Origin of the sequence: Reyranella sp. CPCC 100927 (genome assembly GCF_007859315.1) — a bacterium.
GTDB lineage: Bacteria > Pseudomonadota > Alphaproteobacteria > Reyranellales > Reyranellaceae > Vineibacter.
In genome coordinates this window covers 393,830-420,820 of record NZ_VOHA01000005.1, presented here as the reverse complement: position 1 = coordinate 420,820, position 26,991 = coordinate 393,830, and the positions used below count along the sequence as shown (strand labels likewise).

25 protein-coding genes and 1 pseudogene are annotated in these 26,991 nt (G+C 66.1%); 7 read left to right on the top strand and 19 right to left on the bottom strand.

The window, feature by feature from the left end; all coding sequences use genetic code 11:
- Positions 1-82 precede the first annotated feature (82 nt).
- Positions 83-895 carry a maleylpyruvate isomerase family mycothiol-dependent enzyme gene (locus FQU96_RS17430; protein WP_178130559.1) on the top strand — a complete coding sequence of 271 codons (813 nt, stop codon included), beginning with the start codon at positions 83-85 and terminating at the stop codon, positions 893-895.
- Between the two features lie 31 nt (positions 896-926).
- Here FQU96_RS17430 and FQU96_RS17425 read toward each other — a convergent pair whose 3' ends face one another.
- The 8 genes from FQU96_RS17425 to FQU96_RS17390 all read right to left on the bottom strand — a co-directional run bounded on the left by FQU96_RS17425 (position 927) and on the right by FQU96_RS17390 (position 9,455).
- Positions 927-1,424, bottom strand: a complete 498-nt coding sequence (locus FQU96_RS17425) for a sarcosine oxidase subunit gamma (protein WP_146542562.1) — start codon at positions 1,422-1,424, stop codon at positions 927-929.
- Positions 1,417-4,338 (bottom strand): sarcosine oxidase subunit alpha family protein, encoded by a 2,922-nt coding sequence (locus FQU96_RS17420; RefSeq protein WP_146542561.1) that lies wholly within the window; start codon positions 4,336-4,338, stop codon positions 1,417-1,419. Before FQU96_RS17420 ends, FQU96_RS17425 begins: the two co-directional genes overlap by 8 nt.
- Complete coding sequence (locus FQU96_RS17415; RefSeq protein ID WP_178130558.1) at positions 4,335-4,610, bottom strand: sarcosine oxidase subunit delta; 276 nt, start codon at positions 4,608-4,610, stop codon at positions 4,335-4,337. The genes FQU96_RS17420 and FQU96_RS17415 overlap by 4 nt, the downstream gene beginning before the upstream one ends.
- A gap of 128 nt (positions 4,611-4,738) precedes the next feature.
- The gene (locus FQU96_RS17410; protein ID WP_146542560.1) at positions 4,739-5,998 is read right to left on the bottom strand and encodes a sarcosine oxidase subunit beta family protein; all 1,260 of its coding nucleotides are present in this window, start codon (positions 5,996-5,998) and stop codon (positions 4,739-4,741) included.
- On the bottom strand, positions 5,998-6,744 hold the full coding sequence (locus FQU96_RS17405; RefSeq protein ID WP_146542559.1) for an amino acid ABC transporter ATP-binding protein: 747 nt from the start codon (positions 6,742-6,744) through the stop codon (positions 5,998-6,000). Before FQU96_RS17405 ends, FQU96_RS17410 begins: the two co-directional genes overlap by 1 nt.
- A gap of 5 nt (positions 6,745-6,749) precedes the next feature.
- Positions 6,750-7,598 carry an amino acid ABC transporter permease gene (locus FQU96_RS17400; RefSeq protein WP_146542558.1) on the bottom strand — a complete coding sequence of 283 codons (849 nt, stop codon included), beginning with the start codon at positions 7,596-7,598 and terminating at the stop codon, positions 6,750-6,752.
- Positions 7,595-8,344, bottom strand: a complete 750-nt coding sequence (locus FQU96_RS17395; RefSeq protein ID WP_146542557.1) for an amino acid ABC transporter permease — start codon at positions 8,342-8,344, stop codon at positions 7,595-7,597. Before FQU96_RS17395 ends, FQU96_RS17400 begins: the two co-directional genes overlap by 4 nt.
- A 316-nt stretch (positions 8,345-8,660) precedes the next feature.
- A complete protein-coding gene (locus tag FQU96_RS17390; RefSeq protein WP_178130557.1) occupies positions 8,661-9,455 on the bottom strand; it encodes a transporter substrate-binding domain-containing protein in 795 nt (264 codons plus the stop codon).
- Positions 9,456-9,725: 270 nt separating this feature from the next.
- On the opposite strand from FQU96_RS17390, the gene FQU96_RS17385 reads away from it, so the two are divergent.
- The 4 genes from FQU96_RS17385 (at position 9,726) to FQU96_RS17370 (ending at position 13,462) form a co-directional block, all read left to right on the top strand.
- Positions 9,726-10,769 carry an ornithine cyclodeaminase gene (locus FQU96_RS17385; protein ID WP_146542639.1) on the top strand — a complete coding sequence of 348 codons (1,044 nt, stop codon included), beginning with the start codon at positions 9,726-9,728 and terminating at the stop codon, positions 10,767-10,769.
- Between the two features lie 65 nt (positions 10,770-10,834).
- The gene (locus FQU96_RS17380; RefSeq protein WP_146542555.1) at positions 10,835-11,320 is read left to right on the top strand and encodes a MarR family winged helix-turn-helix transcriptional regulator; all 486 of its coding nucleotides are present in this window, start codon (positions 10,835-10,837) and stop codon (positions 11,318-11,320) included.
- Positions 11,310-12,218: an alpha/beta fold hydrolase gene (locus tag FQU96_RS17375; protein ID WP_146542554.1), complete on the top strand. Its 909-nt coding sequence runs from the start codon at positions 11,310-11,312 to the stop codon at positions 12,216-12,218. The genes FQU96_RS17380 and FQU96_RS17375 overlap by 11 nt, the downstream gene beginning before the upstream one ends.
- Positions 12,219-12,220: 2 nt before the next feature.
- Complete coding sequence (locus FQU96_RS17370) at positions 12,221-13,462, top strand: multidrug effflux MFS transporter (protein WP_146542553.1); 1,242 nt, start codon at positions 12,221-12,223, stop codon at positions 13,460-13,462.
- Positions 13,463-13,614: 152 nt separating this feature from the next.
- On the opposite strand, the gene FQU96_RS17365 is transcribed toward FQU96_RS17370, so the two are convergent.
- Both FQU96_RS17365 and FQU96_RS17360 read right to left on the bottom strand, forming a co-directional pair.
- Positions 13,615-14,580 carry a peptidyl-alpha-hydroxyglycine alpha-amidating lyase family protein gene (locus tag FQU96_RS17365; RefSeq protein WP_146542552.1) on the bottom strand — a complete coding sequence of 322 codons (966 nt, stop codon included), beginning with the start codon at positions 14,578-14,580 and terminating at the stop codon, positions 13,615-13,617.
- A gap of 62 nt (positions 14,581-14,642) precedes the next feature.
- Complete coding sequence (locus tag FQU96_RS17360; RefSeq protein WP_146542551.1) at positions 14,643-15,488, bottom strand: NAD(P)H-binding protein; 846 nt, start codon at positions 15,486-15,488, stop codon at positions 14,643-14,645.
- A 163-nt stretch (positions 15,489-15,651) separates the two neighbouring features.
- Here FQU96_RS17360 and FQU96_RS17355 point away from each other — a divergent pair, with 163 nt between their 5' ends.
- Positions 15,652-16,056, top strand: a complete 405-nt coding sequence (locus FQU96_RS17355; protein WP_146542550.1) for a helix-turn-helix domain-containing protein — start codon at positions 15,652-15,654, stop codon at positions 16,054-16,056.
- A gap of 38 nt (positions 16,057-16,094) precedes the next feature.
- Here FQU96_RS17355 and FQU96_RS17350 read toward each other — a convergent pair whose 3' ends face one another.
- Entirely contained in the window at positions 16,095-16,769 is a 675-nt protein-coding gene (locus FQU96_RS17350) for a pyridoxamine 5'-phosphate oxidase family protein (protein WP_146542549.1), read from the bottom strand.
- A gap of 329 nt (positions 16,770-17,098) precedes the next feature.
- Positions 17,099-18,643, bottom strand: coding sequence for an ABC transporter substrate-binding protein (locus FQU96_RS17345; protein WP_146542548.1), 1,545 nt, complete (start codon positions 18,641-18,643; stop codon positions 17,099-17,101).
- A 139-nt stretch (positions 18,644-18,782) separates the two neighbouring features.
- Here FQU96_RS17345 and FQU96_RS17340 point away from each other — a divergent pair, with 139 nt between their 5' ends.
- On the top strand, positions 18,783-19,787 hold the full coding sequence (locus tag FQU96_RS17340; RefSeq protein WP_178130556.1) for a GntR family transcriptional regulator: 1,005 nt from the start codon (positions 18,783-18,785) through the stop codon (positions 19,785-19,787).
- On the opposite strand, the gene FQU96_RS17335 is transcribed toward FQU96_RS17340, so the two are convergent.
- The 7 genes and pseudogenes from FQU96_RS17335 to FQU96_RS17310 form a co-directional block, all read right to left on the bottom strand.
- A complete protein-coding gene (locus tag FQU96_RS17335; protein ID WP_146542546.1) occupies positions 19,703-21,112 on the bottom strand; it encodes an amidase family protein in 1,410 nt (469 codons plus the stop codon). The two genes, FQU96_RS17340 and FQU96_RS17335, sit on opposite strands and share 85 nt — an antisense overlap.
- 128 nt (positions 21,113-21,240) lie before the next feature.
- Positions 21,241-21,423, bottom strand: a complete 183-nt coding sequence (locus tag FQU96_RS43145; RefSeq protein WP_370461375.1) for a phage DNA packaging protein J — start codon at positions 21,421-21,423, stop codon at positions 21,241-21,243.
- 56 nt (positions 21,424-21,479) lie between these two features.
- Positions 21,480-22,547, bottom strand: a pseudogene (locus tag FQU96_RS17330) (ABC transporter substrate-binding protein); the annotation flags it as partial.
- Between the two features lie 209 nt (positions 22,548-22,756).
- Positions 22,757-23,587 carry an alpha/beta hydrolase gene (locus FQU96_RS17325; RefSeq protein WP_146542544.1) on the bottom strand — a complete coding sequence of 277 codons (831 nt, stop codon included), beginning with the start codon at positions 23,585-23,587 and terminating at the stop codon, positions 22,757-22,759.
- A gap of 1 nt (position 23,588) precedes the next feature.
- Positions 23,589-25,232 (bottom strand): ABC transporter ATP-binding protein, encoded by a 1,644-nt coding sequence (locus FQU96_RS17320; RefSeq protein WP_146542543.1) that lies wholly within the window; start codon positions 25,230-25,232, stop codon positions 23,589-23,591.
- Complete coding sequence (locus FQU96_RS17315) at positions 25,229-26,044, bottom strand: ABC transporter permease (RefSeq protein ID WP_218574760.1); 816 nt, start codon at positions 26,042-26,044, stop codon at positions 25,229-25,231. The genes FQU96_RS17320 and FQU96_RS17315 overlap by 4 nt, the downstream gene beginning before the upstream one ends.
- Complete coding sequence (locus tag FQU96_RS17310) at positions 26,044-26,988, bottom strand: ABC transporter permease (protein ID WP_146542542.1); 945 nt, start codon at positions 26,986-26,988, stop codon at positions 26,044-26,046. Before FQU96_RS17310 ends, FQU96_RS17315 begins: the two co-directional genes overlap by 1 nt.
- Positions 26,989-26,991 lie beyond the last annotated feature (3 nt).

The window sequence follows — 26,991 nt, the reverse complement described above, 5'->3', positions numbered from 1 at the left end:
GCGCCTGCAGCCAATGTCGCTGGCGTCCATGGCGACGGACGCGTATGACGCCATTCAACGACTGTACCAGGGCGGACATAGCATGCTGCAACAGATCACCGATCTGCGCGATGAAACCGACGAATTGTATCGGCTGCTGATCACATTGACGGCCGATCATTGGGGCCGGGCGACGTTGTTCAAGTCGTGGACAGTGAACGACATCGTGCAGCATCTGCATTTGAGCGACATCCTGGGTCTTGCCTCGGCGACCGATGTCTCAGCCTTCGATGCCTTGCGCGCCGACATCGCGGCCAAGCGCGAGACGGGGCTCACCCGGCTCGAGGAAACGCGGCAGCGGCTGGGGGATCTCGTTGGCCCGGTGCTGCTGGATCGTTGGCAGCAGACGTTGTCACAACTGTGCGACGCACTCGCCGCCAAGACACCCGATGCGCGGCTGAAATGGGCTGGTCCCGACATGGGCGTGCGCATGTTCACGACCGCACGGCAGATGGAGATCTGGTCGCACAGCCAGGCGATCTATGACCTGCTGGGCATCGCGCGGCCGGCGGCGTCACCGCGTATCCGCAACATCGCCGAGATCGGCGTGCGCACGTTCGGCTGGGCCTACACCAATCGCGGCCTGCCGGTGCCGCCTGAGGTGCCCTATGTGCGGCTGGAGAATGGCTTCGAGGCGCCGTGGGAATGGCATGCACCGGACCGCGGCAACGCCGTGACGGGCGGCGTCATCCCGTTCTGCCAGGTCGTGACGCAGACCCGCAATGTCGCGGACACCGACCTGGCGGTGACGGGCGACATCGCCACGCACTGGATGAGCATCGCGCAGTGCTTCGCCGGGCCGCCGGAAACACCCCCGGCACCGGGCACGCGGCGGATGAAAGGAACGCCGCGGTAAAGCGGCCCGGGGCCTGGACTCCCGGATCAGATCATGGAACAGCGCCGGCGTCGGTTAACCAGGCGATCAGGCTTCTGGTGTAGCTGCTGCCGACCAGGACATCGACCACACCATCGGTGTCCCGCGGTGCCACCAGAAGAACGGCAAAGGGGCCCAATCTGGTTTGCGCGAAGCGGCCCGGCGCCAAGGCGCCGCCCTCAAAATCCAGGGCGCAGCCTTTGGCCAGCAGGTCGGTGACGCCGACACCGTCCAGTCGGACGATCGCCCGCGCCGAGGACACATCCACAGCGATCACCGTGGATGGTGGCGGATCCGCCGGCGATGCCGGGCTCATCAGAAGCCATTCATCGGGGCCCAGGCGGCACACGCCATGCGGCGCACAGTCCGTATAGGAGTCGGGAAGCGGTTGTCCCAGCCAGCGTGCGGTGCCGGCGATGAAAGCAGGGTCGTTGCCGCTACCGCGCAGCACCGTCAATGTGACGCCGCCGACCTGCCGCAGCCGCACGCCTGATGGAAGGGAGTCAGGCATCGAGGCGCTTTCCTTCGGGATCGACGAAGACAGGCTCCGTCACGGTGACGGGGATGCTGGTACTGGCGGTCGGCGACGCCGCGAACAGGCGCTCGCCGATCCGGGAGCGGCCCGCGGCAACCAGCGCCAGCGCGACCGGACGCCCTAATGTGGGACTGTGCGCCTGCGAGGTAATGAAGCCCAGTGAAGGTTGTGGTCCAGCACGGCCTTCGGCCACGACATGGGCGCCGACCGGCAGGCGATCCTCGGCATGCTCGACGACCAGTCCGACGAGCTGCTTGCGGCCCGGCTCGACCAGCGCCGGCAGCGACAGGGACCGGCGGCCGACGAAATCCTTGGTGGTCGCGCACAACTTCCCGAGCCCGAGGTCATCGGGCGTCGTGCGGCCATCCGCCTCGCGGCCGATCACCACGTGGCCCTTCTCGATGCGCAGCACGCCCATCGACTCGGTGCCGTAGACGGTCAGTCGATCAGCGCGTCCGGCTTCGACCAGCCGCTCCCACAGATGCCGGGCATCAGTGGTGCGTACGTTGATCTCGTACGACAGCTCGCCCGAGAAGCTCAGGCGGAAGATCCGCGCCGGCACGCCAGCAACCTGCCCACGGCGTATCGACATGTGCGGTATGGCGGCGTCCGACACATCGATGTCGTGAACGACGCGCTGCAGGACGCGCCGCGCGTTGGGGCCGGCCAGTGCGGCTGCGAACCAGTGTTCGGTTACCGGTGTCACGAATACGCGCAGATGGCGCCATGCGGTTCGCAGCAGCAATTCGATATGCTCGAACACGGCCTCGGCATTGCCGGTCGTGGTGCTCATCACGTAGTGCTGGTCACCGAGGCGGGCGGTGACGCCGTCATCGAACACCATGCCGTCCTCGCGCAGCATGATGCCGTAGCGGCTGCGGCCGACGGCGAGCTTTTTCCAGCCGTTGGTGTAGAGGCGGTCGAGCAGCTCGGCCGCGTCGGGTCCTTGAATATCGAGCTTGCCCAGGGTCGCGACGTCGACCAGCCCGACATTGTTGCGTACCGCCGTCACCTCGCGGTTGACGGCGTCGAGATCGCTTTCGCCGGCGCGCCGGTAGAATTGCGGCCGCACCCAGGCACCGGATTGGCCGAACACGGCGCCGTGCGCAGCGTGCCAGTCGTGCAGCGCCGTGTAGCGCGAGGGCTGCAGTGCCTCGCCCTGATCGCGCCCGATCAGCGCACCCAGCGGGACGGGCGTGTAGGGGGGCCTGAATGTCGTGGTGCCGACCGCGCCGGGCGCGCTACCCAGTTCGGCGGCGAGCAGGCTGAGTCCATTGAGGCCGCCGAGCTTGCCCTGGTCGGTGCCCATGCCCAGCGTCGTGTAGCGCTTGAGGTGTTCGACCGAGCGATACCCTTCGCGTGCCGCCAGCCTGACATCGGCCGCCGTCACGTCGTTCTGGAAGTCGACGAAGCTCTTGCGGCCATCGTTCTGGAAGGCTTGTGCCATGTTGATCGGTTCGGCCGCCACGGCCCGCCGCAGCGGTGCCGGCGCTGTCGTGTTGTTGCCTGCCGCCGTGCCATGGGCGACAGCGTCGGCGATGTCGAACGTGCCGGCGCAGGCGCCGACGCTTCGAACATTGTCAATCGACTGATCGGGCAGGAAGGCATGAACGGCCGTGTCATACCGCAGCGTGCCGCGGGTCTGCGAATGCAGATGAACTGTCGGTGTCCAACCGCCCGACATGCATAGACAGTCGCAGTCCAGCCGCCCGTCGCCGAGGCGCGCTGTCCAGCTGACACCCGTGACACGCTGGCTTCCGTACACGCGCGTGAGCGCGGCGCCGCCGTAGAGCGGGATGCCATGCTGCTGCGCGGCGGCCTGGCGGGCTGGCTCGATGCTGTCGCGGACATCGAGGATGGCCGCAACATCGAGCCCGGCTTGCTTCAGGGCGATGGCGGTGTGATGCGCACTGTCATTGTTGGTGGCGACCACCAAACGTCGACCGGGCGCGGCAGCGTAACGTGTGACATAACCCAGGGCCGCCGATGCCAGCATGATCCCCGGGCGGTCATTGCCGGGGAACACCAGGGGCCGCTCGATCGCGCCTGTCGCCAACACCAGGCGCCGGCTGCGGACCTTCCACAGGCGGTGACGCGGGACGCTGCCTGCGACCTCCTCGACAAGGACCGCAAAGCCGTGATCGTAGGCGCCGGCGACGGTGGTGCGGCTGAGCACGCGGACGTTGGGCATTGCCGCCAGTCGCTCCGCGGCACGCGCCACCCAGTCGGCGACCGGCAATCCATCGATGATGTCGCTGCCGGCAAAGGGGGCGCCGCCCAGCGCGGCACCGTCGTCGGCCAGGATCACGCGGTCCCCGCGGGCACCGGCAGCCACGGCAGCGGCGAGGCCGGTCAGGCCACCACCGGCGATCAGGACGTCAGCATGGGCGTGGCGCTTGTCGTAGATGTCCGGGTCGACGCCGTCCGGCGGTGCGCCCAGGCCGGCAGCCCGGCGGATGAACGGTTCGTAGATCATCCATCCTTTGCCGGGGCCCATGAAGGTCTTGTAGTAGAACCCGGCCGGCAGCAGGCGGGACAGCAGGTCCGCGGTCCGCCCGACATCGAAGCGCAGCGACGGCCAGCGGTTCTGGCTCTGCGCCACCAGGCCATCGACCAGGGCGGCCGTCGTTGCCCGCACGTTGGGCTCGGCGCGGGTGCCTGTGCCGACGCGCATCAGCGCATTGGGTTCCTCGACCCCCAGCCCTACGATGCCGCGCGGCCGGTGATACTTGAAGCTGCGGCCGACCAGGTGCACGCCGTTGGCGATCAGGGCCGAGGCGAGCGTGTCGCCGGCATATCCCTGGTATGACCGGCCGTCGAAGGTGAAGGTGAGGGGACGCGTGCGGTCGATGCAGACCCCGCCACGCTTAAGGCGAAAGGGTTGGGTCACGGCGTACCTGAGTCCTCGGCGAGCCGCGGCGCGGCCAGGATGGCATGCGTGCGTGTATCGCGCCGTACGCGCAGCCAGCGGCGGCAGCCGAAGCGGTGGAACCAGAGTTCCTCGTGTGCGCCAGCAGGGTTGTCGCGCCGATAGAGGAAATCGGTCCACGCCTGGTCGTCGAGCGTGTGCGGATCGGCCGGACGAGCAGCGGAAGCATCGCCGCCGAAGACGAACTCGTCTTCATCGCGCGGACCGCAGACAGGGCAGGTTATCGACAACATGGTCAGTGCCTGGGCGCGCGGGCGGCCCGCCCGCTCATGAAAGCGTGATCCGCCGCCACGCTGGGGGTGGCAGAGGGGCGAGTTATGAGCGGGCGGGACGCCCGCGCTCCCAGGGGCATGTCAAACTCTCAATGCAGGTGCGGCGACGGGCCGGCGCCGCGTTCGTTGATGGTATGGCCGCTGGTGAAACGGTCCAGGCGATGGCGCTCGATCAGCGGGTGCGGTCCATCGGTGGCGATGAGGTGGGCGAAGCACCAGCCCGATGCCGGAGTCGCCTTGAAGCCGCCGTAACACCACCCGCCGTTGAAGTAGAAACCTTCCACCGGCGTGCGGGAGATGATGGCGCTGCCGTCCATCGTCATGTCGACCAGGCCGGCCCAGCTGCGCATCAGCCGCAAGCGCTTCAGGCGCGGCAACAGTGCCGCGGCACCGGCGGCGATCTCCTCGATCACCGGCAGGCTGCCACGCTGGGAGTAGGAGTTGTAGCCGTCGAGACGGCCGCCGATCAGCACCTCGCCCTTGTCGGTCTGGCTGACGTAGACGCGATGCGCGCCCGATGACACCACGACATCCAGAAAGGGCTTCACCGGCTCGGTCACCATCGCCTGCAACAGATGGCTTTCGATCGGCAGGCGCAGCCCGACCATCTCGGCGACGCGCGAGGAATTGCCGGCGACACACGATGCAATCTTGGGCGCCAGGATGCGGCCACGCGTTGTGTCGACACCCACGACACGGCCACCCTCGCGGATGATGCCGGTCACGGCGCAGTTCTGGATGATATCCACACCGCGGCGGTCGGCGGCGCGGGCGAAGCCCCACGCAACCGCATCATGGCGTGCGACACCGGCGCGGCGCTGGATCACGCCACCCAGCACCGGATGACGGCTGCCGGCGGCCAGATCGAGGTCGGGCACGAGCGCGGCGATCTCGGCCGTGTTCAGGACCGCCGCGTCGATGCCGTTGAGCCGCATGGAATTGTAGCGCCGAACCCAGGCATCGCGGTCGGCTGGTGTGTGGTAGAGGTTGATCATGCCGCGCGGACTGAACATCACGTTGAAGTTCAGGTCCTGGCTCAGGCCTTCCCACAGCTTGACGGAATGCTCGTAGAACAGCGCGTTGCCGTCCTGCTGGTAGTTCGAACGGATGATCGTGGTGTTGCGCGCGGTGTTGCCGCCGCCGATCCAGCCTTTCTCCAGTACCGCGACATTGGTGATGCCGTGGTTCTTAGCGAGGTAGTAGGCGGCGGCCAAGCCATGGCCGCCACCGCCGATGATAACCACGTCGTAGGCGGCTTTGGGCTCGGGTGCGCGCCAGGCCGCGGGCCAGGTGCGATGTCCCGAAAAAGCATGACGCAGCAGCGCCGTCAGCGAGTAGGGCTGTGCCATCACAGCACCTGGGTCAGGAATTCGCGAGTGCGCGGGTCCGACGCGCTGGTGAAGAAGGTCTTGGCGGCACCCGACTCGACGATGCGGCCATGATCGGTGAAGTGGATCGTGTCGGCGACCTCGCGGGCAAAGCCCATCTCGTGGGTGACCAGGATGCAGGTCATGCCATCGGCGGCCAGCTCGCGGATGGTGTTGAGCACTTCCTTGACCGTTTCGGGATCGAGCGCGGCGGTTACTTCGTCGAACATCATCACGTCGGGCATCATGCAGAGGCTGCGGGCGATGGCCACGCGCTGCTGCTGGCCGCCGGACAGTTCACCGGGGTAGGCGTTGGCCTTCTCGCTGAGGCGTACCTTGGCCAGCAGCTTGCGGGCGCGCGCCTCGACCTCGGCCTTGTCCTGGCGCAGCACATGGACGGGCGCCATCATGATGTTCTGCAGCGCTGTGCGGTGCGGAAAGAGATTATAGCTTTGGAACACGATGCCGACGCGACGGCGCAATGCCAGCTCGTCGAGATGGGGGTCGTTGACTTCGATACCGTCGACCTTGATCGATCCCTTGTCGATCGGAACCAGCGCGTTGATGCAGCGCAGGAGGGTCGATTTCCCCGAGCCCGACGGGCCGATGACGCACACGACCTCCGATTTGCGCACCGACATCGACACGCCTTTCAGCACCTGCACGGTGCCGAAGGATTTGTGGACGTCGGCGATGACGACCTGTGGCTCCTTCAGCGTCTTTTCCATGGTTGTCATCCCTTCACCGACCATTTGCGCTCGAGCCGCACGGTCGCGACGCTGATCGGGTAGATGTACAGGAAGAACCACACCAGGATGTAGGCATACATCGGCATCAGCAGGTCGGTCCGCCGCTCGGATGCGAGGATGTCGCGGACGATGGTGAGCGATTCGGAGACACCCACGATGTTGGCGAGCACGGTGCCCATCGTCAGGATCGAATACAGGTTCATCCACGGCGGCAGCATGCGCTTGAGGCACTGCGGAATGATGATCATCCACAGTGTCTGACGACGCGAGAAGGCCAGCGACCGTGCGGCCTCCCATTGCGTCGCCGGGATCGACCGCACGGCGCCGCGCACGATCTCCGACACATTGGCCATCACTGGCAGGGTGAATCCGAATGTCGCCTTGATCCAGTCCGGCAACGGAATGACCGTGCCGCCAATCTTCACCTCGAACGGCACCAGGTACATGATGTAGAAGATCGTCACCAGCCATGGCGAGTTGCGCAGGACCTGCGTCAGCGCCCAGGAACTGGTGCGAACCGGCGGCAGCAGCGAAATCTGTGCGAGGCCCAGCAACGCACCCAGCAGCGTGCCGAATGCCATCGCCAGCACGCTCATCAGCAGGTTGAGGCAGAAGCCCTGGAACAGCAGGGGTGTCCATTTCCACAGCAGCGCATAGATGCTGGTGCGGCCGGCGCCGCTCTGGGCGTCGGCGCTGAATGCCACCAGCAGGAACGTTGCCGCGATCAGCACGCCGGCCGTCCAGCGCAGATCGACGAAGGGCAGACCGGTGTGGCGGCAGAAGAGACCGGGGCGCTGCTGGCGCGCCGCCAGGGACGGGAGCAGCGCACTCATGACGGCGTGTATCCGGGTATATGCAGCGCGCGCTCGATCCGCGAAATGCCGAACACGAAAAGGCCGACCAAGGTTAGGTAGGTCACCAACACGACGTTCATCATCTCGGGGACGTTGAGGTTGTCGCTCCACAGCTGATTGGCGACGTAGAGCGCCTCGGGTACGGCGATGGCGTAGGCGATGGCCGTGGTCTTCACCAGGTTGACCAGGTTGTTGTTGAGCGACGGCAGGCAGATGCGGATCGCCAGCGGCAGCACGATATGAACGTAGGCCTTCAGCCGGCTGTAGCCCAAGGCGCGGGCCGCCTCGACGGTGGCTTGCGGCACGGCCTCGATGCCGGATCGGAAGATCTCGACGTTGAAGGCGCCGGCGAAGAACGAGAGCGCGATCACGGCCCACTGGAAGTTGTTCAGGATCGGCTCGGCCTGGCCGAAGGCATTGGTCGTGGTGGGAACCAGTGCGCCCAGGCCGAAATAGAAGAAATAGAGCTGTGCCAGCGGCGGCGTGTTGCGGAAGAACTGGATGTAGGCATAGACCAGCCAGCGCAACGGCGCGAAACGCACGCCCTGCAACCAGGCGCCGACGATACCGACCACCAGGGAGAACACGACGGCGAGAACCGCAAGCTCAAGCGTCAGCCCGATGCCCTTGAGGTACTTCAGCCCGTCCCATGGATCATAGAAGATCGTGAGATTGATGCCGGTCACGTCGTACAGCCGACGGAACCATGCCTGGATTGCCTCCACACTTACCCCCGAACACACTCAAATCTGTCGCTGCCATAAGGGCGCGCCCCTCACCCTGACGAGCGAGCGCCTCGAAGGGGGCAACCTGCACCGTGGAGCCCATCCTTCGAGACGACCGCTGAGCGATCTCCTCAGAATGAGATTGATGACCGATCAGTCACGTCCTACTACCCGGAATCACACGTCCCTGATACAGCTGTCATCCCGAGCGCAGCGAGGGATCTTTTAAAAGTGGCGCACGGGTGCGCCTGCATCGAAAGATCCCTCGCTGCGCTCGGGATGACGATCCTGAGCCACACTCCAGCGATAGTCGGTACTACTTCGCCTTGTACTTCTCGTGCAGGTCCTTGATGAAGTCGGTGGGCTCGATACCCCACTTCTTTTCGAGCGTGACGATCTTACCGGTCTTGTGCCAGTCGATCGAGGCGGCCGTCATGAGCTTGAACAGGTCGTCATCACCGTGCTGCACGGCCAGTCCCCACGGCTTGGTGTCCTGGGTCGGCAGCTTGATCTCGTAGTCGCCCCAGATCTCCTTGTCGGTCAGCCGGGACGCCGCCAGCGAGTCGTCCGTGAGCGAGCCGATGCAGCGGCCGTCGCGCAGGGCCTGCTCCGATTCGGCGATGCCGGCAAAGGCCAGCAGCTTGAGCTCGTACTTGCGCTCATACTCCTTGTTCCAGAAAGCGCCCTGGCTGGTGCACAGGGTCTGGCCGCGGATGTCGTCCCACTTCTTGATCGGGGTGGACTTCTTCGCCATCACCGTGATGCCCGACGCGTAGTAGTTGGGTTCCACGATGCGGATGAGCCGGCGCCGCTCGGGCGTGTCGGTCATCGTCGCCATCAGCATGTCGCACTTGCCCTGCTCGAGGAATTGCACACGATTGGCGGCAATCACCGGCACACGCTGCACCTTGATCGGCTTGCCCAATGCGGCCGACAGGCGGGCCTGGATATCGTCGACCAGGTCGTGTTCGAGGCCGATCATGCCGCCGGACGGGTCGCGGAAGCCGAACGGGCGATAATCGACCTTGATGCAAGCGACGATCTCACCGCGTTCCTTGATCTTGTCGAGCACGGCGCCGGCCTGCGCCGTACCAGCCGCTGCAAGCGACATCCCCAAAACCGCACATCCCTGCGCCAGACTCTTCAGCGAAAACATCGGCCGATTTCCTGTCTCTAGGCAAAAGCGGCGGCAAGCTTATCGTCTCGCGCAAGCACACGTCTGCAAAAATAACTGGATAGGACATATAGAAATTATGGCGGGATCGTTCGCCGAGCCGTGGCTGCAGGCCGTTTCCGGCCTGGTTGATCGGGTCTACGCTCTGGCTGCAGATCGGCGCAGGCGGATTGGTGTCATCGGCGATAGCCTGGGAGCGTGCGCGCCATGCCGGACAAACTGAATATCGTTCCCTTCGTCAGCGTCGACCATATGATGAAGCTGGTCTTGCATATCGGCATCGAGCGCTTTCTGGTTGAGCTTGCCGGCTATATCGAAGCGGACTTCCGTCGCTGGGAAATCTTCGACAAGTCGCCGCGTGTAGCCTCCCACAGTTCTGAAGGCGTCATCGAACTGATGCCGATCAGCGACGGTGATATCTACAGCTTCAAGTACGTCAACGGCCATCCGCGCAACCGGCGCGAAGGTCGCCAGACGGTGACGGCCTTCGGTCTGCTCGCCGACGTGCACAGCGGCTATCCCGTGCTCTTGTCGGAAATGACCATCCTGACGGCGCTGCGCACGGCGGCAACGTCGGCGGTGGCGGCGAAGCATCTGGCGTCCGCCGATGCCGACTGCATGGCGATCATCGGCAACGGGGCACAGGCGGAGTTCCAGGCGCTGGCCTTCAAGGCGGTGCTCGGCGTCCGCCGGCTGCGCCTCTACGATATCGATCACGCGGCCACCGAGAAATGCCGGCGCAATCTTGCCGGCATGGGCTTCGAGATAACGGCCTGCAACAGCGCCGAGGAAGCCGTCGAGGGCGCGCGGATCGTCACCACGGTAACCGCCGACAAGCAGAAAGCCACGATCCTGAACGACAACATGATCGGGGCAGGGGTGCACCTCAATGCGGTCGGCGGAGACTGCCCGGGCAAGACCGAGCTGCATCGCGACATCCTGCTGCGCTCCGACATTGTCGTCGAGTACGCGCCGCAGACCCGCATCGAAGGGGAGATCCAGCAACTCGCCGCGGATTATCCCGTCAGCGAGCTCTGGCAGGTCATCGCGGGCTTGGCGCCGGGCCGCCGCAACGCGGATCAGATCACACTGTTCGACTCAGTCGGCTTCGCCATCGAGGATTTTTCCGCCTTGCGCTATGTCCGCGACCAGCTGGCGGGCACGGGGCTTTACGAGCCGCTCGATATGCTGGCCGACCCTGACGAGCCGCGCGATCTTTTCGGCATGCTGCTGCGCGCGCAATTGGCCTGACGGGCCGATGATATGGTTCGCCGATATCATTTGCAGTTAAATAGGTAGCTTGCTATCTTTATGACATGAGCAGTGGCGGCAGGCCCGGGCCGGTCGATTTCGGGTTCCAGGTGGCGCGCATCCAGCGCCGGCTGCGGCAGGTGGTGGATGCCGAGTTGCGGGTTTTCGGGCTGACCGAGGCGACCTGGCGGCCGTTGATGTATGTCTGGCGGCTGGGCGAGGGCGTTCGCCAGAAGGAACTGGCGGCAGCGCTGGGCATCGAGGGACCCTCCCTGGTGCGGCTGCTGGACGGCCTGGAACGGCGCGGCTTCATCGAGCGCCGCGAGAGCGATGCCGATCGACGGGCGCGGGGCATCTACCTGACACCGATCGGACGCGACCTGCAGAAGCGGGTTGCCCGGACCAGCGGCAACATCCAGCGCCGTCTTCTTGCCACCGTGGCGCCCGCCGACCTCGAGGTCTGCGAGCGGGTGTTCCGCACCATTGAGGAAGCCCTGGACGAGGCCGAAATGGCTGTGCGGCCATGGGAGAAGGATATCGATGCACGCTGATAAGGAAGACACCGCCACCACGCTGCGGTTTCGCATGGAAGATGGCGTTGAACTGGTCGCTGATGCCTGGGGAGCACCGGACCATCCACCGGCGATCCTCTTGCATGGCGGCGGACAGACACGGCACGCCTGGAAGCGGACGGCACAGATCCTGGCAACTCAGGGCTTCCATGCCCTCGCCGTCGACCTGCGCGGCCACGGCGAGAGCGGCTGGTCACCGGACGGCGACTACAGCATCGATCGTTTTGCCGACGATGTGCGGACGCTGGCCCTGGCACAGTCCAGCAAGCCTGTTCTGATCGGTGCGTCCCTGGGCGGCATCGCGAGCCTGATCGCAGAGGGCGATGCCGACCCCTCGCTCGCGGCGGCGTTGGTGCTGGTCGATATCACGCCACGCGTCGATGCCCAGGGCGTCGCCCGCATCCGCGGCTTCATGGCGGCGCATATCGATTCGGGATTTTCGTCGGTGGATGAAGCCGCCGACGCCGTCGCGGCATATCTGCCGCACCGGCCGCGGCCCCGCAATGTCGAGGGCCTGCGGAAGAACCTGCGGCTGGGCGAGGATGGCCGCTACCGTTGGCACTATGATCCGGCATTCGTGCATGACCGCAGCACCGGCGATGATTCGGGTCGCGAGCAGCGCCTGTCGATCGCCGCCAGCCGGATCGAAATTCCCGTGCTGCTGGTCCGGGGTGGATCGAGCGAGCTGGTCTCCGAAGCGGCAGCCCGCGAGTTCACGACACTGGTGCCGCACGCCACCTATGTCGACGTGCAGGGTGCGGGGCACATGGTGGCGGGCGACCTGAACGATGCGTTCACCCAGGCGGTCGTGCGCTTTCTGGATGAACTGCCATCGGGTCCCGCGCCGCGGCCGCCGGATACGGCCGTCGCGTCCTGAGAATGTCCCGTACGCCACCAGAACGGCCCGGGGCACCGCCGGCAGCCGTCAGCGTCGTGCGTCCTCGTCTGTCGATCCTGGCTGCAATCGCGGCCAGCGGCACCTTGTCGATGCACATTTTCGTGCCGGCATTGCCCGCCGTGGCGCGCCAGTTCGACGTGCAGCCCGGCACCGCGCAGCTCACGCTGACGCTGTACCTGGTCGGCATCGCCGTCGGCCAGCTGTTGTACGGGCCGCTGTCGGATCGATTCGGTCGCCGGCCGGTGCTGATCACGGCACTGGCCATTTTCCTGATCGGCACGTTGCTGGCCGGCATCGCGACGCGCATCGAATGGCTGATCACGGCGCGCGTGCTTCAGGCGCTGGGCGCCTGCGGTGGTCTGGTGCTGGGGCGGGCGATGGTGCGCGACGGCGCAACGACGGACCAGGCGGCACGCCAGATCGCCCTGCTGGTCATGGCAATGACGACAACACCGGCGCTGGCGCCCCTAATCGGTGGCACGATCACCGGCTGGCTGGGGTGGCGCGCGATCTTCGCCTTTCTCGGCGCGACCGGCCTGGCCCTGCTGGTGCTGACCGTGATGGCGGTGCCGGAAACCAACCGGCAGCGTGTCGCCTTGCCCAATCCCATGGCCATGCTGGGCGCCTACGGCCGGCTGTTGCGATTGCCACAGTTTTGCGCGCTCGCGGTCGGTGGCTCCTTCATGTCGACCAGCATGTACGCGTTCTTTGCCTCCTCGCCGTTCCTGTTTATCGAGGTACTGCATCGGCCGGCCTCGGAGATCGGCGCCTATTACATGGTGATCGTCGCCGGCGTCACCCTGGGCAGCTGGATCGCCAGCCGCCTGACGGTCGGATCGCGTTCCGGCATCCTGCTGCCGATGGCGGCCGCGCTGGGCACACTCGGAGCCGGTGCGCTGCTGGTGATCGATCTCGCCGGATGGCTGTCCGTTCCCTCGGTGCTGGCGGCCGTCTGCGTTTTCGCGCTGGGCGCCGGAATCGCCAGCCCCGTGGCGACGGCACATGCCATCGGCGTCGATCCGCGGGCGATCGGCGCCGCATCTGGACTCTACGGCTTCATGCAGATGACGGTGGGGGCGCTGGTGACCTTGCTGGTCGGGATCTGGCATGCCGATTCGGCGCTGCCGGCGGCGTGCATCCTGCTGGCGGCTTCCTTGATCGCGCAAGCCGCGTTCTTCATGGCGTCCCGAGCGCGCGAGCGTCCCGCTCGCACGGGTGTCTAGTATCTGGACTCACAGTTGACTGATACAGACTGTCATCCCGAGCGTAGCGAGGGATCTTCGGCTGATGGCGTGCGATGCATCAAAAGATCCCTCGCTACGCTCGGGATGACAGCGGATAGCGAATCACCTTTCAATGATCGTGAGTACTAGCGCTAAGCCACCTTGGCGAGCTTCTGCAGCGAGCGGACGTAGCGGGGCATCGGGATGTCCGGGAAACTGGTCGACCAGTTGGTGTAGCTCACCTCGCCGACATAGATGTCGCCGCGTGAATCCACGGCAAGCCCGTGCGGTGCCAGGAAGCGGCCGGTCTCGGTGCCGGGACCTTCCGTGCCGCCCAGGCGGGCGAGCAGGGCACCGGCCTTGTCGACGATGCTCAGCCGCGGCCCGAGGTTGCGGTAGGCGAGGTTGACCGGCATGCCCGGGCCCAGTTCGCCGACGATGAAGCGCGGTCCGTGGGCACCGTTGCAGCAATAGAGCGCGCAGGGCCGGTGGAGGTTGTTCCACTGCGCTTCGTACTTGCCGTTGCCATTGAACACCTGCACGCGATGGTTCTCGCGGTCGGCGACATAGACCCAGCCGTCGGGGTCGGTGGCGATGTTGTGCACCAGGTTGAATTCGCCTGGCCCGGTGCCGGATGTTCCCCATGACATCAGATGGCGGCCATCGGGCGTGTACTTGTGCACGCAGGCATTGCCGTAACCGTCCGAGACATAGATCTCGCCCTGGGGCGACAGCGCCGTGTGGGTGCAGCGGTTGAACGGCTTGCCGCTCATGAACGACGCCGGCACGTCGGGCACGCCGATGGTCAGCAGCACTTTCCCGTCGGTCGTGCATTTGCGCACCGTGTGATCGCCGTCGTCGGTGCAGTAGAGGTTGTCGTCAGCATCGATGTGGATGCCGTGCGCACGCTTGAAGACGCCTTCGCCCCAGGCGCGCAGGAAATTGCCGTCGCGGTCGAACACCATCATCGGGTGTTCGCCGCGGTTGAAAACGTAGACGCGGTCCTTGCTGTCGACGGCGACCGCGGCGACATCGCGGAACTCCCAGCCGTCGGGCAGCTTGGCCCAGTTCTCCACGACGCCGTACCGATGCTCGCCGCTGCCCAGAACCACCGCCATCGCATTTCCTCCCTCTGTCCGTCGGTTCAGACTAGCGGGTGCGACAGCGGGGCAATAGCCTCTCAGGCGCGCATCAGATAGGCGCGAACCGTCTCCAACGGACGGCCTGCGAGGCGCTGTGCATCGCCGTGGACGGTGGCGTATTCGCCCGCGGCCACCGCTCGTCGCAGGCCCACCAGTGCCGCGACAACGAACGGCGGCAGACCGCGGTCCGACAAGGCCTTGTCGTAGTCGGACAATGATGCCTCCTGCGCGCGAACGGGTGTTCCCCATTGCGCCGCCAGCATGTCCGCAACGGCGACCAGGTCCAACGCCTCGTTGCCCGTCAGTTCGTAAGTCTTCCCCTCGTGGCCCGGTTGGGTCAGGACCGCTGCCGTCGCGGCGGCAAGATCGGCGCGGGAGATATAGGCGACCTTGCCGGCAATACCGGGCAGGGCCAGCAGGCCTGTCTGTTTTGCCGCCGCCAGAGTCAGGTTCTCGGCATACTGGTTGTTGCGCAGGATCGTGTAGGCAAGTCCGGACGCCTTCAGATAGGCCTCGCTGTCGGCGTGGATCGCCGCGAACGGGAACAGGCTCGCCGGGGTCGCGTTGGTGAAGCTGGTGTAGGCCACCCGGCCGACACCAGCGATCTTCGCGGCATCGATGGCGGTCCGATGCTGACGGATACGGATGTCGCTGGGGGCGTCACCCGAGATGATGAGGGCAGTATCGGCACCCGCGAACGCAGTTGCCAGGCTTTCCGGTCTGTCGAAATCGACGGCGGCCGTCCTGAACCCCTTGGCGGCAAGATCAGTGATCTTGCCGGGATCGCGGGCGCCCAGCGTCACCATGGTAGGAGAGATGCGCTCGGCCAAGGCATGAGCAACCTGCCGGCCAAGCTGTCCGCTGGCGCCGGTGATGACAATCATCGCTTTTTACTCCGGGTGTATGGTCGGTTCTCTTTCGAGAGCCAGTTCCTATCTGAGACCATTGCGATGTAGATTGGCCCCCGACCGCCCACAAGAAGGGCTTTTTGCGTCACTCGGTTCTCCGGCAGTCACCGAGGTGGACGCGCGTCGACAGGAGTGCGGTATGACGCGGCGACGACTGGAAGAGGGTTCCCTGGAGCCATGCCCCATCCGCGATATCCTCGATCGCATCGGCGATCGCTGGAGCCTGCTGGTCCTGTGGTCGCTGGCGTCGGGCACGCTGCGCTTCACCGCCATCAAGCGCGAGATCGGTGATATTTCGCAGCGTATGCTGGCGCAGACTCTGCGCCGCCTGGAACAGGATGGCTTCTTGTCGCGCACGGTCCATCCGACGGTACCGCCCCGCGTGGACTACACGCTGACACCGCTGGGGCGTTCGTTCCTGACACAACTCGACGCGCTGGTGGCGTGGGCCGATGCCAATCACGACGCGGTACGCGCGGCGCGGGCTGCCTATGTGCCGCCACCCAGCAATGTCGATTCGTGGCAAGCCTCAGGTGCGGCGTGAGGCCATGGGTATGGCCTCCCTTGGCACAGTAGCGGCGGCTACCACATGGTCTTGCTGTAGGCTTCTTCGAGGCGCTTCTCGCGCTCGGCGTTCTGTTCGGGCGGCAGCTTGAGCTGATCGCCGACGATGACCGACAACGACGGCATCACGGAGCGCGGGACCTGGGCGGTGGGATCCCAAAGCCGGCTGCGGCGGAATGCCTTGGCGCAGTGCATATAGGCTTCGCTGACCTTGACCACCAATACGGACCGCGGGTTCTTGCCCTCGGCCGCCATCGCGCTCAGCAGCCGCTCGTCGATCGACAGCCGTGCCGTGCCGTTGATGCGCACGGTTTCCTCGAAACCGGGGATCAGGAACAGCAGGCCCACGCCGGGGTTGCTCACGATGTTGCGCAGGCTGTCGAGCCGGTTGTTGCCGGGGCGGTCGGGCAGGGCGAGGGTCTTCTCGTCGAGGACCTTGACGAAACCGGGCTTGTCGCCACGCGGCGTGACATCCCGCCGGCCATCCTTGTCGGAGGTCGCCAGGCAGCAGAACGGCGACATCGAGATGAAGTGCTGGATGTGCTTGTCAAGGCGGCCGATGTCCTTGGCCATCACGCCCGGCGTCGGCTTGGGATAGACATTCTCGACCAGGTGACGGGCGGCGGCCTCGTCCAGGAGTTCCGGATCGGCCGGCAGGTTGTCGGCGAGGGGACCTACGTTCGTATCCGGCATGATCTGGGCTCCTGGCTTGCCGCCGATGGCGGTGGCTGCCTTTCAGCTATCCTAAATGCACTCAGAATTGCGAAGCAATCGCATTCTGGGAGCGAGCGCATCCGCACCTCCGGGCTATTACCGGCTATCGGCGGAATGTGAGTTGCGATCGTCAAGCGTATGATCTTTTACCTTCCCCCGCTTGCGGGGGAAGGTGGCGCGCAGCGCCGGATGGGGAGTGCTTCAACGGAAACGGTGCTCGTCATCGAATGTCGACACTGTTGCGCCGTCCCCCATCCGCCCTTCGGGCACCTTCCCCCGCAAGCGGGGGAAGGTAAAGAATTGCGAAGCTACTCCTTCCAGACGCCCCAGGGTACCGGCCGGTCGGCGGCCCAGGTCTTGTAGCCATGCACATTGGGTCGGCGGGCATCGATGTTGGGGTCGAAATAGGTGCCGATGATCGGTACCTGCTCGGCCATCATGGCGTGCAGCTTCAGGAAGATCTCCTTGCGCCTGGCCTCATCCATGGTGCGTGAACTCTCGGCCAGCAATTCGATCGCCTTGGGGTCATCCCACTGCGCCCACTTCGACTTGCTCTTGTCGGCGATCAGGGCGGCATACATCAGGCCGGGATCCAACCGCGGCGAGTAGCCGAACGACTGCATCTGGAACGTGCCCTTCAGGTAGTTGTCGAGTTGCGTCGCCCAGTCGAGGGTCTCGAGTTCGACCTTGAAGCCCGCGGCGGTGAGCATCGCCTGGGCGATCACCGACCGTTCGTACATGCCGGGATAGCGCTTGTTGGTCTGGATCTTGATTATCTGGCCGGCGTAGCCAGCCTCCTTCAGCAGCGCCGCGGCCTTCTTGGGATCATAAGCCGGCCAGTCCAGGAAACGCTTGTCGAAGTAGCTGCTGGACTCACTGACGACCGACGGGTTGCCCTTCACGATGCCGTCGGTGCGGGCCTCGGCAATCTGATTGATGTCGATCGCATGTGCCATGGCCTGCCGGATCTTGACGTTCGACAGCAGCGGGTCCTGGGTCTGGATCAGCAGCGGGCCCCACGCCAGGCCGGGCGCCGTCTGAACCACGACGTCGCGGCGCTTCTTGAGCTCACCGACGCGTGCCGTATCGACCTGGGGGACGATATCGATCGCGCCGGTCAGCAACGCCGCCTCGGCGGCATTGGGATCGGGAATGATGCGGAAGACGACCTGGTCGACATAGGCGATGCGGGCGCCAGCATAACCGCTTTGCGGCTCCTTGCTGGGCTGATAACCGGTGAACCGCTCCAGCGTGATGGTTTCGCCGCGCTTCCAGTCCTTGAGCTTGTAAGGACCCGATCCGATCGGCGTCTTCCACTTGCCTTCGGCGTCGGCGCTGGCCGGGTGCGCCACCAGGACATGGCATTGCACGTTGGCGAGCTGCTTCAGGAAGATCGCCTGCGGCTCGGCCAGGCGGTAGACGACGGTCCGCGGATCGGGTGCCTCGACCTGCAGCACCTTGAGGCCGGAACTGCCGTCGAACGTACGGCGGCAGTTCCACCCGGCCTGGGCCATCAGGCGGTCCCAGGTCCATTTGACCTCGGTCGCGGTGAGCGGCTCGCCATTGTGGAACTTCACGCCCTCGCGCAGGCGGAAGGTGTAGGTCTTGCCGTCATCGGAAATGGCCCAGGACTCGGCCAGCGCCGGACCGACGCTGAGGTCTTCGCGGTGCGCGACCAGCCCTTCGAACAGGATCTGGATCACCGAATCGGTGTTGGCATCGCGGTTGATGCCGGGTTCGACGCTCCTGATGTCGGCATTCAAGGCGATCGTGAGTGTGCCGCCGCTGCGCTGGGCCGCCGCCGGCGCCGCCAGCGCCATGCCGGCGGCCAGTGCGAGGATGATTTTTTTCATGAAGCCACCCCAGTTCCTATACGAACGACAGGATTTCTGCGCGAAAGTGACGCATATTTTTATCGCTACGAAAAGCACTTTTTGAGTTCAGTGCGCGGTGCAATATTGTGTTCGCATGCATTCTGATCGGGAGAAGGGTGTGGCAAAGGCCCGGCAGCCTGGTGGTCAGGCGACCCCGCTGCAAAGCGAACTGGCGCGCCAGATCCTGGCGCGCATCGAGAAGGACGGCCTCGCCACCGGTGCGCCGGTGCGCGAACTGGCGCTCGCCCAGGCGTTCGGTGTTTCGCGCACGCCGGTACGCGCGGCGCTGGGCGTGCTCGAGGGGCTCGGCTATGTGCGGCGTACGCCGGGGCGTGGCTTCGTTCTGGCAAAGAAGCTCAACGGTGCGCTGCGCGCGTCGGCGCGGCTGCCGCGATCGCCGTTCGAAGAACTGTACAACGCCCTGATGGCCGACCGCGCGCGTGCCCGTATCCCGGCGGATGTATCGGAAGCCGAGCTGATGCCGCGCTATGGCGTGTCGCGCGGCGCCCTGCGGCGCGTGCTGATGAAACTCGCCGACGAAGGGCTGGTGCGCCGCCAGCGTGGCCATGGCTGGCGTTTCGTCGAGGCGCTCGATTCGCGTGAGGCGGTCGCCGAAAGCTATCGCTTCCGCATGATCGTGGAATGCGCCGCATTGCGCGAGCCCGGCTTCGCTCCCGACATGGTGGAACTGCATCGCCAGCGCGAGGCGCATCTGGAGCGATTGCGCGAAGGCCGTGACGTGGATCCGCGCCGCTGGTTTGAAACCAACCGCCTGTTCCATGAAACGCTCACAGCGTGGTCGTCGAACCGCTACCTGGTGGAGGCGGTACGCCGGCAGAACGCGCTGCGGCAGCTGGGCGAATACAGCACCTTTCCGCGCCTGTCGCCGGAGCGCATTGCCCAGTCGACGCGCGAGCACGTTGCCATCCTGGATGCGCTGATCGCCGGCGATCGCGAGTGGGCCGCGACATTGCTGCATCGTCACCTTGACCTGACGCTGCGCATCTATGGTGGTGCCGGCGGGTCGCCGACGCCGCCTCAGCCCGCCGGTCCCACCGGCGTCAAGACACCGGCACGCCGTTCGATCGCCTCGGCGGCATCCAGGCAGACATCCTCGCGGTAGCGGCCGGCGATCAGCTGCACGCCGACCGGCACGCGGCCAACGGTGCCGGTCGGCACCGACGCGGCCGGCAGTCCTAGAACCGGCACGGCGAGTTGGGTCGATTGCGCCTGCATCAGGCGGGCCGTTGTCGGCGCGTCGATCAAGTCACGACCGACTTCAAACGGCAGCTCGGCCGACGTGTGCGTGAGGATCAGGGGCCGCTCCTCGAGGAAGAGCTGCCACAGACGCAGCAGCCGGTCGCGCTCGGCGAGCGCGTCGAGCACACCGCGCGGATCGGCCGGTGGATGCACCGCGCGCCACAGGCCGATCGCAGTCTTGATGCCGTCGTCGCCCCACTTGTCGACAGCAGGCTCCAGGGCTGCGATCACGTCGTCCATGGCAAGTTTCGCCCATAGGTCGATGACCGTGCCGAATTCAGGCGGCTCGACCTCTTCGACGCGATAGCCGGCTTCCTCAAGCCAGCGTGCGGCCTGGCGAACCGCTGCCGCAATCTCGGGCGCAATGCCGCCGCGGCCGGCCGGATCGACTACCATGGCGACCCGGATCGGCGCCGCGGGGCGGGGGCCTTCCAAGGGGACATCGACCCAGCGTGGATCGTTGGCATCGCCGGCGGACATTGCCGCCAACGCCACACGGGCGTCGCGGACACTACGCGTCAGCGGGCCCTGGACCGCCATGAGCTGCGACGAGATGGAGCGTTTGGCCGTGGAGGTGAAATTGTGCCCGGGAATGCGGGCGTAGGTCGGACGCAGCCCCACGATGCCGCAGCAGTAGGCGGGATAGCGCACGGAACCCGCGATATCGTTGCCTTGGCCGATGGCGCCGATACCGGCTGCCGTCGCCGATGCGGCACCGCCGCTGGAGCCGCCCGCCGTGCGTGTCCGGTCCCACGGGTTGAGCGTCAGGCCGTGCAGGGCGTTGTCGGTGAACCACCGCATCGAGAAGGCCGGCGTGTTGGTGCGCCCCACGATGATGGCGCCGGCACGGCGCAGGTTGGCGATCGTCGGATTGTCCTGCGATGCCATCAGGTCCTTGAAGGCCACCACGCCGTTGTCGGTGGGGCAGCCGGTCTGATCGAGGTTGATCTTGGTGGTGACCGGCACGCCGTGCAGCGGGCCCAGCGGCTTGCCCTCGGCGGCGGCGCGATCGGCGGCGTCGGCGGCAGCCAGGGCCTCCTCGTGCAGCGGTCGCACCACGGCGTTGATCGTGGGGTTGATCGCGTCGAGCCGATCCAGCACCGACTGCGTCACCTCGCGGCTGGACACCTTGCGGCTGCGCGTCAGGTCCGCCACGGCGACGGCATCGAGCTTCCACAGATCAGTCATTCGTTGATCTCCTCAGTTCTTTGGATCGCGCGCGTCCACGCGTGCTCATGATCCGGCGCTGCGCGCCAGTGCGCGCGTGGACGCGCGCGGTCCGAAAGGATCATTCCTTCCACACACCCCAGAAGCGCTCATTGCCAGCAGGCCACGTCTTGTAGCCGCGCACTTTCGGTCCGGCCGCGGTGACCTCGACCGGGTTGTAGATGCCCAGGATCGGCACCGCTTCGGCCATGCGACGATGAAGTTCGGCGAACACCCGGCCGCGTTCGGCCGGATCGGTCGACAGCTTGGCGGCATCCAGCAGCTTGTTCGATTCGGGATCATCCCATTGGATGAACGGGAAGCGCTTCTTGTCGCCGACCAGCGAGGAGTAGCTGAAGGCCGGGTCCAGCCGCGAGGAATACACGAACGAGGACAGCTGGAACTTGCCCTGGTTGTAGTTCTGCAGCTGGGTGGCCCACTCCAGGGTCTCCAACTGGGCATTGATGCCGACGTCGGCCAGCATGGCCTGGATCATCACGGCGGCATCGAAGTAGCCGCCGGGCCGCGTGCTGGTCTGGATCTTGATCGGCTGGCCGGCGTAGCCGGCCTCCTTGAGCAGCCGCCGTGCAGCCGCTGGATCGTGTGCCGGCCAAGTGGCGAAAGCATCGGTGTGGTACGGACTGGCCAGCGGTACCGCGGCGGGATTGGGACCGGCGAGGCCAAAGGACAGGGACTGCGCCACCTCGCGCAGATTGACCGCGTGGGCGATGGCACGGCGGATGCGCGTGTCGGCCAGCACCGGATCCAGTGTCTGCATCAGCATGACCTGCCAGGCCAGGGTCGATTGCACCGAGACCTGGATGCCGCGCGCCTTGGCATCGTCGATATCGTTGGGCGACAACACCGGCACGACGTCGACATTGCCGGCCAGCAGCGCCGTTTTCATCACCGAGGCGTCGGGAATGGCGAGGAACCGCAGACGCGCGGCGTGGGCCAACTTGGCACCGGCCATGCCATCGCGCGCACCATCGGCCGGGCGATAGCCATCGAAGCGGGCGAGTTCGACCTGGCGCCCGCGCTGCCAGTCGCGAAACACGTACGGACCGGTGCCGATCGGCGCACGCCACGCGCCGTCGGCTGCCAGCGAGTCCGGATGCAGGATCGCGGCATTGCATTGCAGGTTGGCCATGGCGATCAGGAACAGTCCCGATGCCTCCTGCAGGCGAAATACCACGGTGCGTGGATCGGGGGCCTCGACGTCCAGAACCTTCGGGCCTTGCGAGCCGTCGAAGAAGCGGATGCAGGTCCACAGGGTCTTGGGGTCGAGATAGCGGCGCCAGCTCCAAACCACCTCGGCCGAGGTCAGGGGCGCGCCGTTGTGGAACGTCATGCCCTCGCGCAGGCGGAAGCGGTAGGTCTTGCCGCCATCCTCGACCTGCCAGGACTGGGCCAGCATCGGCGCGACGGACAGATCCTCGCGATAGGCGACGAGGCCTTCGACCACGTGATGCAGCACCGTGTCGGAGTTGGCATCCCGGTTGACGCCGGGATTGCTGCTGCGGATGTCGGAGATCAGCGCCACGGTGAGCGCGTCGATGCGACGGCCTTCCTGTGCGAACGCGCTGCCGGCTGCCAGTGCGACAGCGACGAGACCGGCGATGAACCTCATGTGGCCTTTTCCCGTTCCCGCAACACCGACATGAAGAACGCCTGCACCGGTTCGAGCACCTTCCAGCCTTCGTGGCCGATGCCGGGTACCAGGTCATGCCGAACGGCGATGCCGTGCTGCTCGTAGTTCGCCTTCAGCGTCGCCAGGCGATCGATGCGGGTGCGGCCGGAATCGTTGGCACCTTCCATCCACGCGGAACTGCCGGGCTTCAAGGTGATTTCCCAGGTTTCGGTGTCTTCGGCGCCCACCACCATCTGCACCCGCACCCGGCGCAGGGCGGCCAGATCGATATCGGTGTCGAATTCGGCACGCAGGTTGCGGGTACCGACCCACCAATCGCGCGTGTTGTCGAGCAAGGTTACGTTACCGGGCGCGCCGATCGACACCGCCGCCAGGCGATGCGGGTGCAGCAGGAAGACGCGATGAACGAACTGGCCGCCGCCGGAGAAACCGAACAGCAGAAAGCGGCTGACGTCGATTCCGTACTTGCGGCCGACCTCGTCGACCATGGCCAGCAGCAGCAGGTCGAAGCGCATGTCGTGGAACTTCAGGCGCTTGTAGTTGGACAGTTCCTCCGGCTCGATGAGACCGACCGGGAACAGCGGTGCCAGCACGATGCAGCGCTCGCGTTCGGCGAGGTCGGCGAACTTGTCACGATAGGTGGTGGCGGTGCGGCCGGTGCCGTGCATGGCAACGATCAACCGCCAGGCCGAGCGATCCGGCGCGTCGGCCAGCGCCCTGGGCACGTAGAGGCAGTAGGAGACGCGCTGGTCAGCCTGCAGCGCAAAGAACGGCGTGGCGCCGACGTCGTAGTAGCCAAGGGGCATATCAGGTCCTCGCGTGGGTTCTGCCGGTGACCGCCGGGGCCACACGTGCCGGCATGTCCAATGCCGGCGATGCCGCCAACAGTGCCTTGGTATAGGCGTGCTGCGGTCGGTCGAAGATGTCATCGCGCGAGCCCTGCTCGACGATGCGGCCGGCCTGCATCACCACGACACGGTCGGCGACTTCCTCGACCGCGGCCAGGTCATGCGAGATGAACAGGCAGGCAAAGCCGCGCTGGCGTTGCAGGTCGCGGAACAGGGTCAGCACCTGTTTCTGGATGGTCATGTCGAGTGCCGACACCGGTTCGTCGGCGACCACGAACACCGGCCGGCGCACGATCGCGCGCGCGATCGCCACGCGCTGGCGTTGTCCGCCAGACAATTCGTGCGGCAGGCGCCGGCTGAATCCACCCAGGCCGACTTCCTCGAGCACCTCCTCGACACGGCGTGCCTTGTCGGCGGCACCGAGTTCAGGAACGTGGCGCAACGGTTCGGCTACGGTCTGGCCGACCCGCAGGCGCGGGTCGAGGGACGAATAGGGGTCCTGGAACACCAGCTGGCAGCCCAGGCGAAAGGCACGCAGCGTGGCGCGATCGGCCGACAGGACGTCGTTGCCGCGGAACAGCACCTGGCCGCCGGACGCCGGGATCAAGCGCAGCATGGCGCGGCCCAACGTGGTCTTGCCCGAACCGCTGCCACCCACGACCGCCACCGTTTCGCCGGCGCGGACTTCGAGGTCGACGCCGTCGACGGCGCGCACCGAGGGGCGTTTGCCGAAGAGGCGACGCCGGCCGCCGAACGTCACCTCCAGCCCACGGGCGGCGATCACCGGTTCGCCGGGGGCATCGCGTCGTGCCGCAGCCTCGCGATGCGGCAGCGCGTCAACGAGCTGGCGCGTGTAGGGATGCGTCGGCGCCGACAGGATCTGCTGCGCCGGGCCGCTTTCCACCAGCTTGCCGCGCTGGAGCACGACGGCGCGCTGGGCGTAGCGCGCGACCAGGCCGAGATTGTGGGTGATCAGCATCACCGCGGTGCCTTCCTGGCGCGCCAACTCGACCATCAGGTCGAGCACCTCGCGCTGCACCAGGGTGTCGAGCGCGGTGGTCGGTTCGTCGGCGATCAACAGGCTGGGGCGCAGCAGCATGACTGACGCCAGCATGATGCGCTGGCGCATACCGCCGGAAAACTCGTGCGGGAAGGCGGCCAGGCAACGCTCCGGATCGCGAATCTGGACCCGCTGCAGCATCTCGATCGATTTGTCGCGAATGTCCTGCGGCGAGAGGCGGCGATGCAGCTTGAGGCCCTCGGCCATCTGCGTGCCGATGGTGAGCGCCGGATTGAGCGAGACCATCGGCTCCTGGAAGACCATGCCGATGGCCGGCCCGCGCAACTGCCGCAGACGCTCCGGCGTTGCCTGCGTCAGATCCTCGCCGTCCAGTCGAATGCGGCCGTCGACACGGGCGATGGCCGGCGGCAGCAGGCCCAGGATGGCGCGCGCCGCCATCGTCTTGCCGCTGCCCGACTCACCCACGACGGCGAGGAACTCGCCGCGGCCGATGGTGAACGAAACATCGTCGACGACCAGGCTGCCGATGCCGGTCGCCCGCAGCTTCAGGCCCTCGACGGACAACAGGGTGGGGCCGGTCATGCGTGCGCCATCCTCGGATCGAGGCGGTCGCGCAGGCTGTCACCCAGCAGGTTGATGCCCAGCAGGGTGAAGGCAATGCACAGGCCCGGCGCGATGCCGAGCCAGGTCGCGGTCTCCATGTAGGGTCGGCTGGCCGCCAGCATGTTGCCCCAGGTCGGCGCCGGCGGCGGTACGCCTAAGCCCAGGAAGCTCAGCGCGCTTTCCGACAGTAGTACCCAGCCGAACATGCTGGTCGACAGCACCGCGATCGGCGCGATGCAGTTGGGCATGACATGGCGCACCATCGAGTAGATCTCGCCATTGCCGATCATGCGCGAGGCCTCGACATATTCGCGCTCGCGCACCGACAGCACCGTGCCACGTACCACGCGCACGACCGACGGTGCGTAGGCCAAGCCGAGCGCCAGCACGATGCCGTACTTGTTGGCGCCGACCACGACCATGACTCCCAGTGCCAGCAGGATGCCGGGGAAGGCCAGCAGCGCGTCGTTCACGGACATCAGGATGCGGTCGGTCCAGCCGCGCACGTAGCCCGCAACGACGCCCAGGATCACGCCGACCACGACGGCGAACGTCACTGTCAGCAAGGCAACCAGAACGCTGGTGCCGGCGCCGGCCATGATGCGGCTCAGCACATCGCGGCCGAACTCGTCGGTTCCCAGCCAGTAGAGGTCCGACGGCGGCTTGAGGCGGGCCCGCAGATTGACCTGCAGCGGGTTGTAGGGCGTCCAGACGGCGGCGGTGAGGGCGGTGAGCAGCACGATGCCGATCAGCGTGCCGCCGACGAGGGTGTTGCCGCGCAGCTTCATGATCATTCGGCCTGCACGCGGGGGTCGAACAGCGGGTAACACAGGTCGACCACCAGGTTGACCAGCACGTAGATCAGCGCCGTGAACAGCAGGCAGCCCTGCACGACGGGATAGTCGCGCGCGAAGATCGAATCGACCAGCAGGCGCCCCAGCCCGGGTAGGGTGAATACGGTCTCCAGCACGGCGATGCCGCCCAGCAGGTTGCCCAGGATCAGGCCGATCAGGGTCCAGGTTGGCGCAAACGCGTTGGGCAGCACATGACGCATCAGCACGCGACGCTCCGGCAGGCCCTTGGCCCGGGCGTGCGTCACGTAGTCCAGGCGCAGCACGTCGATGGCGGCGGCGCGTGACATGCGGGTCATGACGCCGATTTCGACCATGGTCAGGGTGACGATGGGCAGCACGATGTAGAGCAGCGCCTGGCCGAAATTCTCCGAGAACGGCACGTAGCCCACGACCGGCAGCCAGCCGAGCTTGAGGCCGAACAGCAGCAGCAACAGAAGTCCGAGCCAGAAGGTCGGGATCGACAGCAGCATCGTGGCGCCCGTCACGATCGCGAGGTCGAGCGGCTGGTTTTGCCGCCAAGCCGCCAACAGACCGGCAGGCACCGCGATCAGGGCGGCACAAAGAACCGCGAGCAGCACGATCACGCCGCTGACCTGGAAGCGCTCGATCATCAGCGGCAGCACCGGCAGGCCGTTGCTGATCGAGTTGCCGAGATCGCCGACGGCCACCTTGCTGAGCCACAGCGCGAACTGCACGGGCAATGGCTCTTCGAGGCCGAGCGCGCGGCGCATCTCCGTGACCTGCGCCGGATCGGCCGCGTCGCCCAGCATCAGCTGCACCGGGTCACCCGGGATCAGCCGCACCAGGGTGAAGACCGCGATCGCCACCAGCAGCAGCGTCGGAATGGTGAAGGCCAGGCGGCGCAGGATGTAGCTGAGCATGGG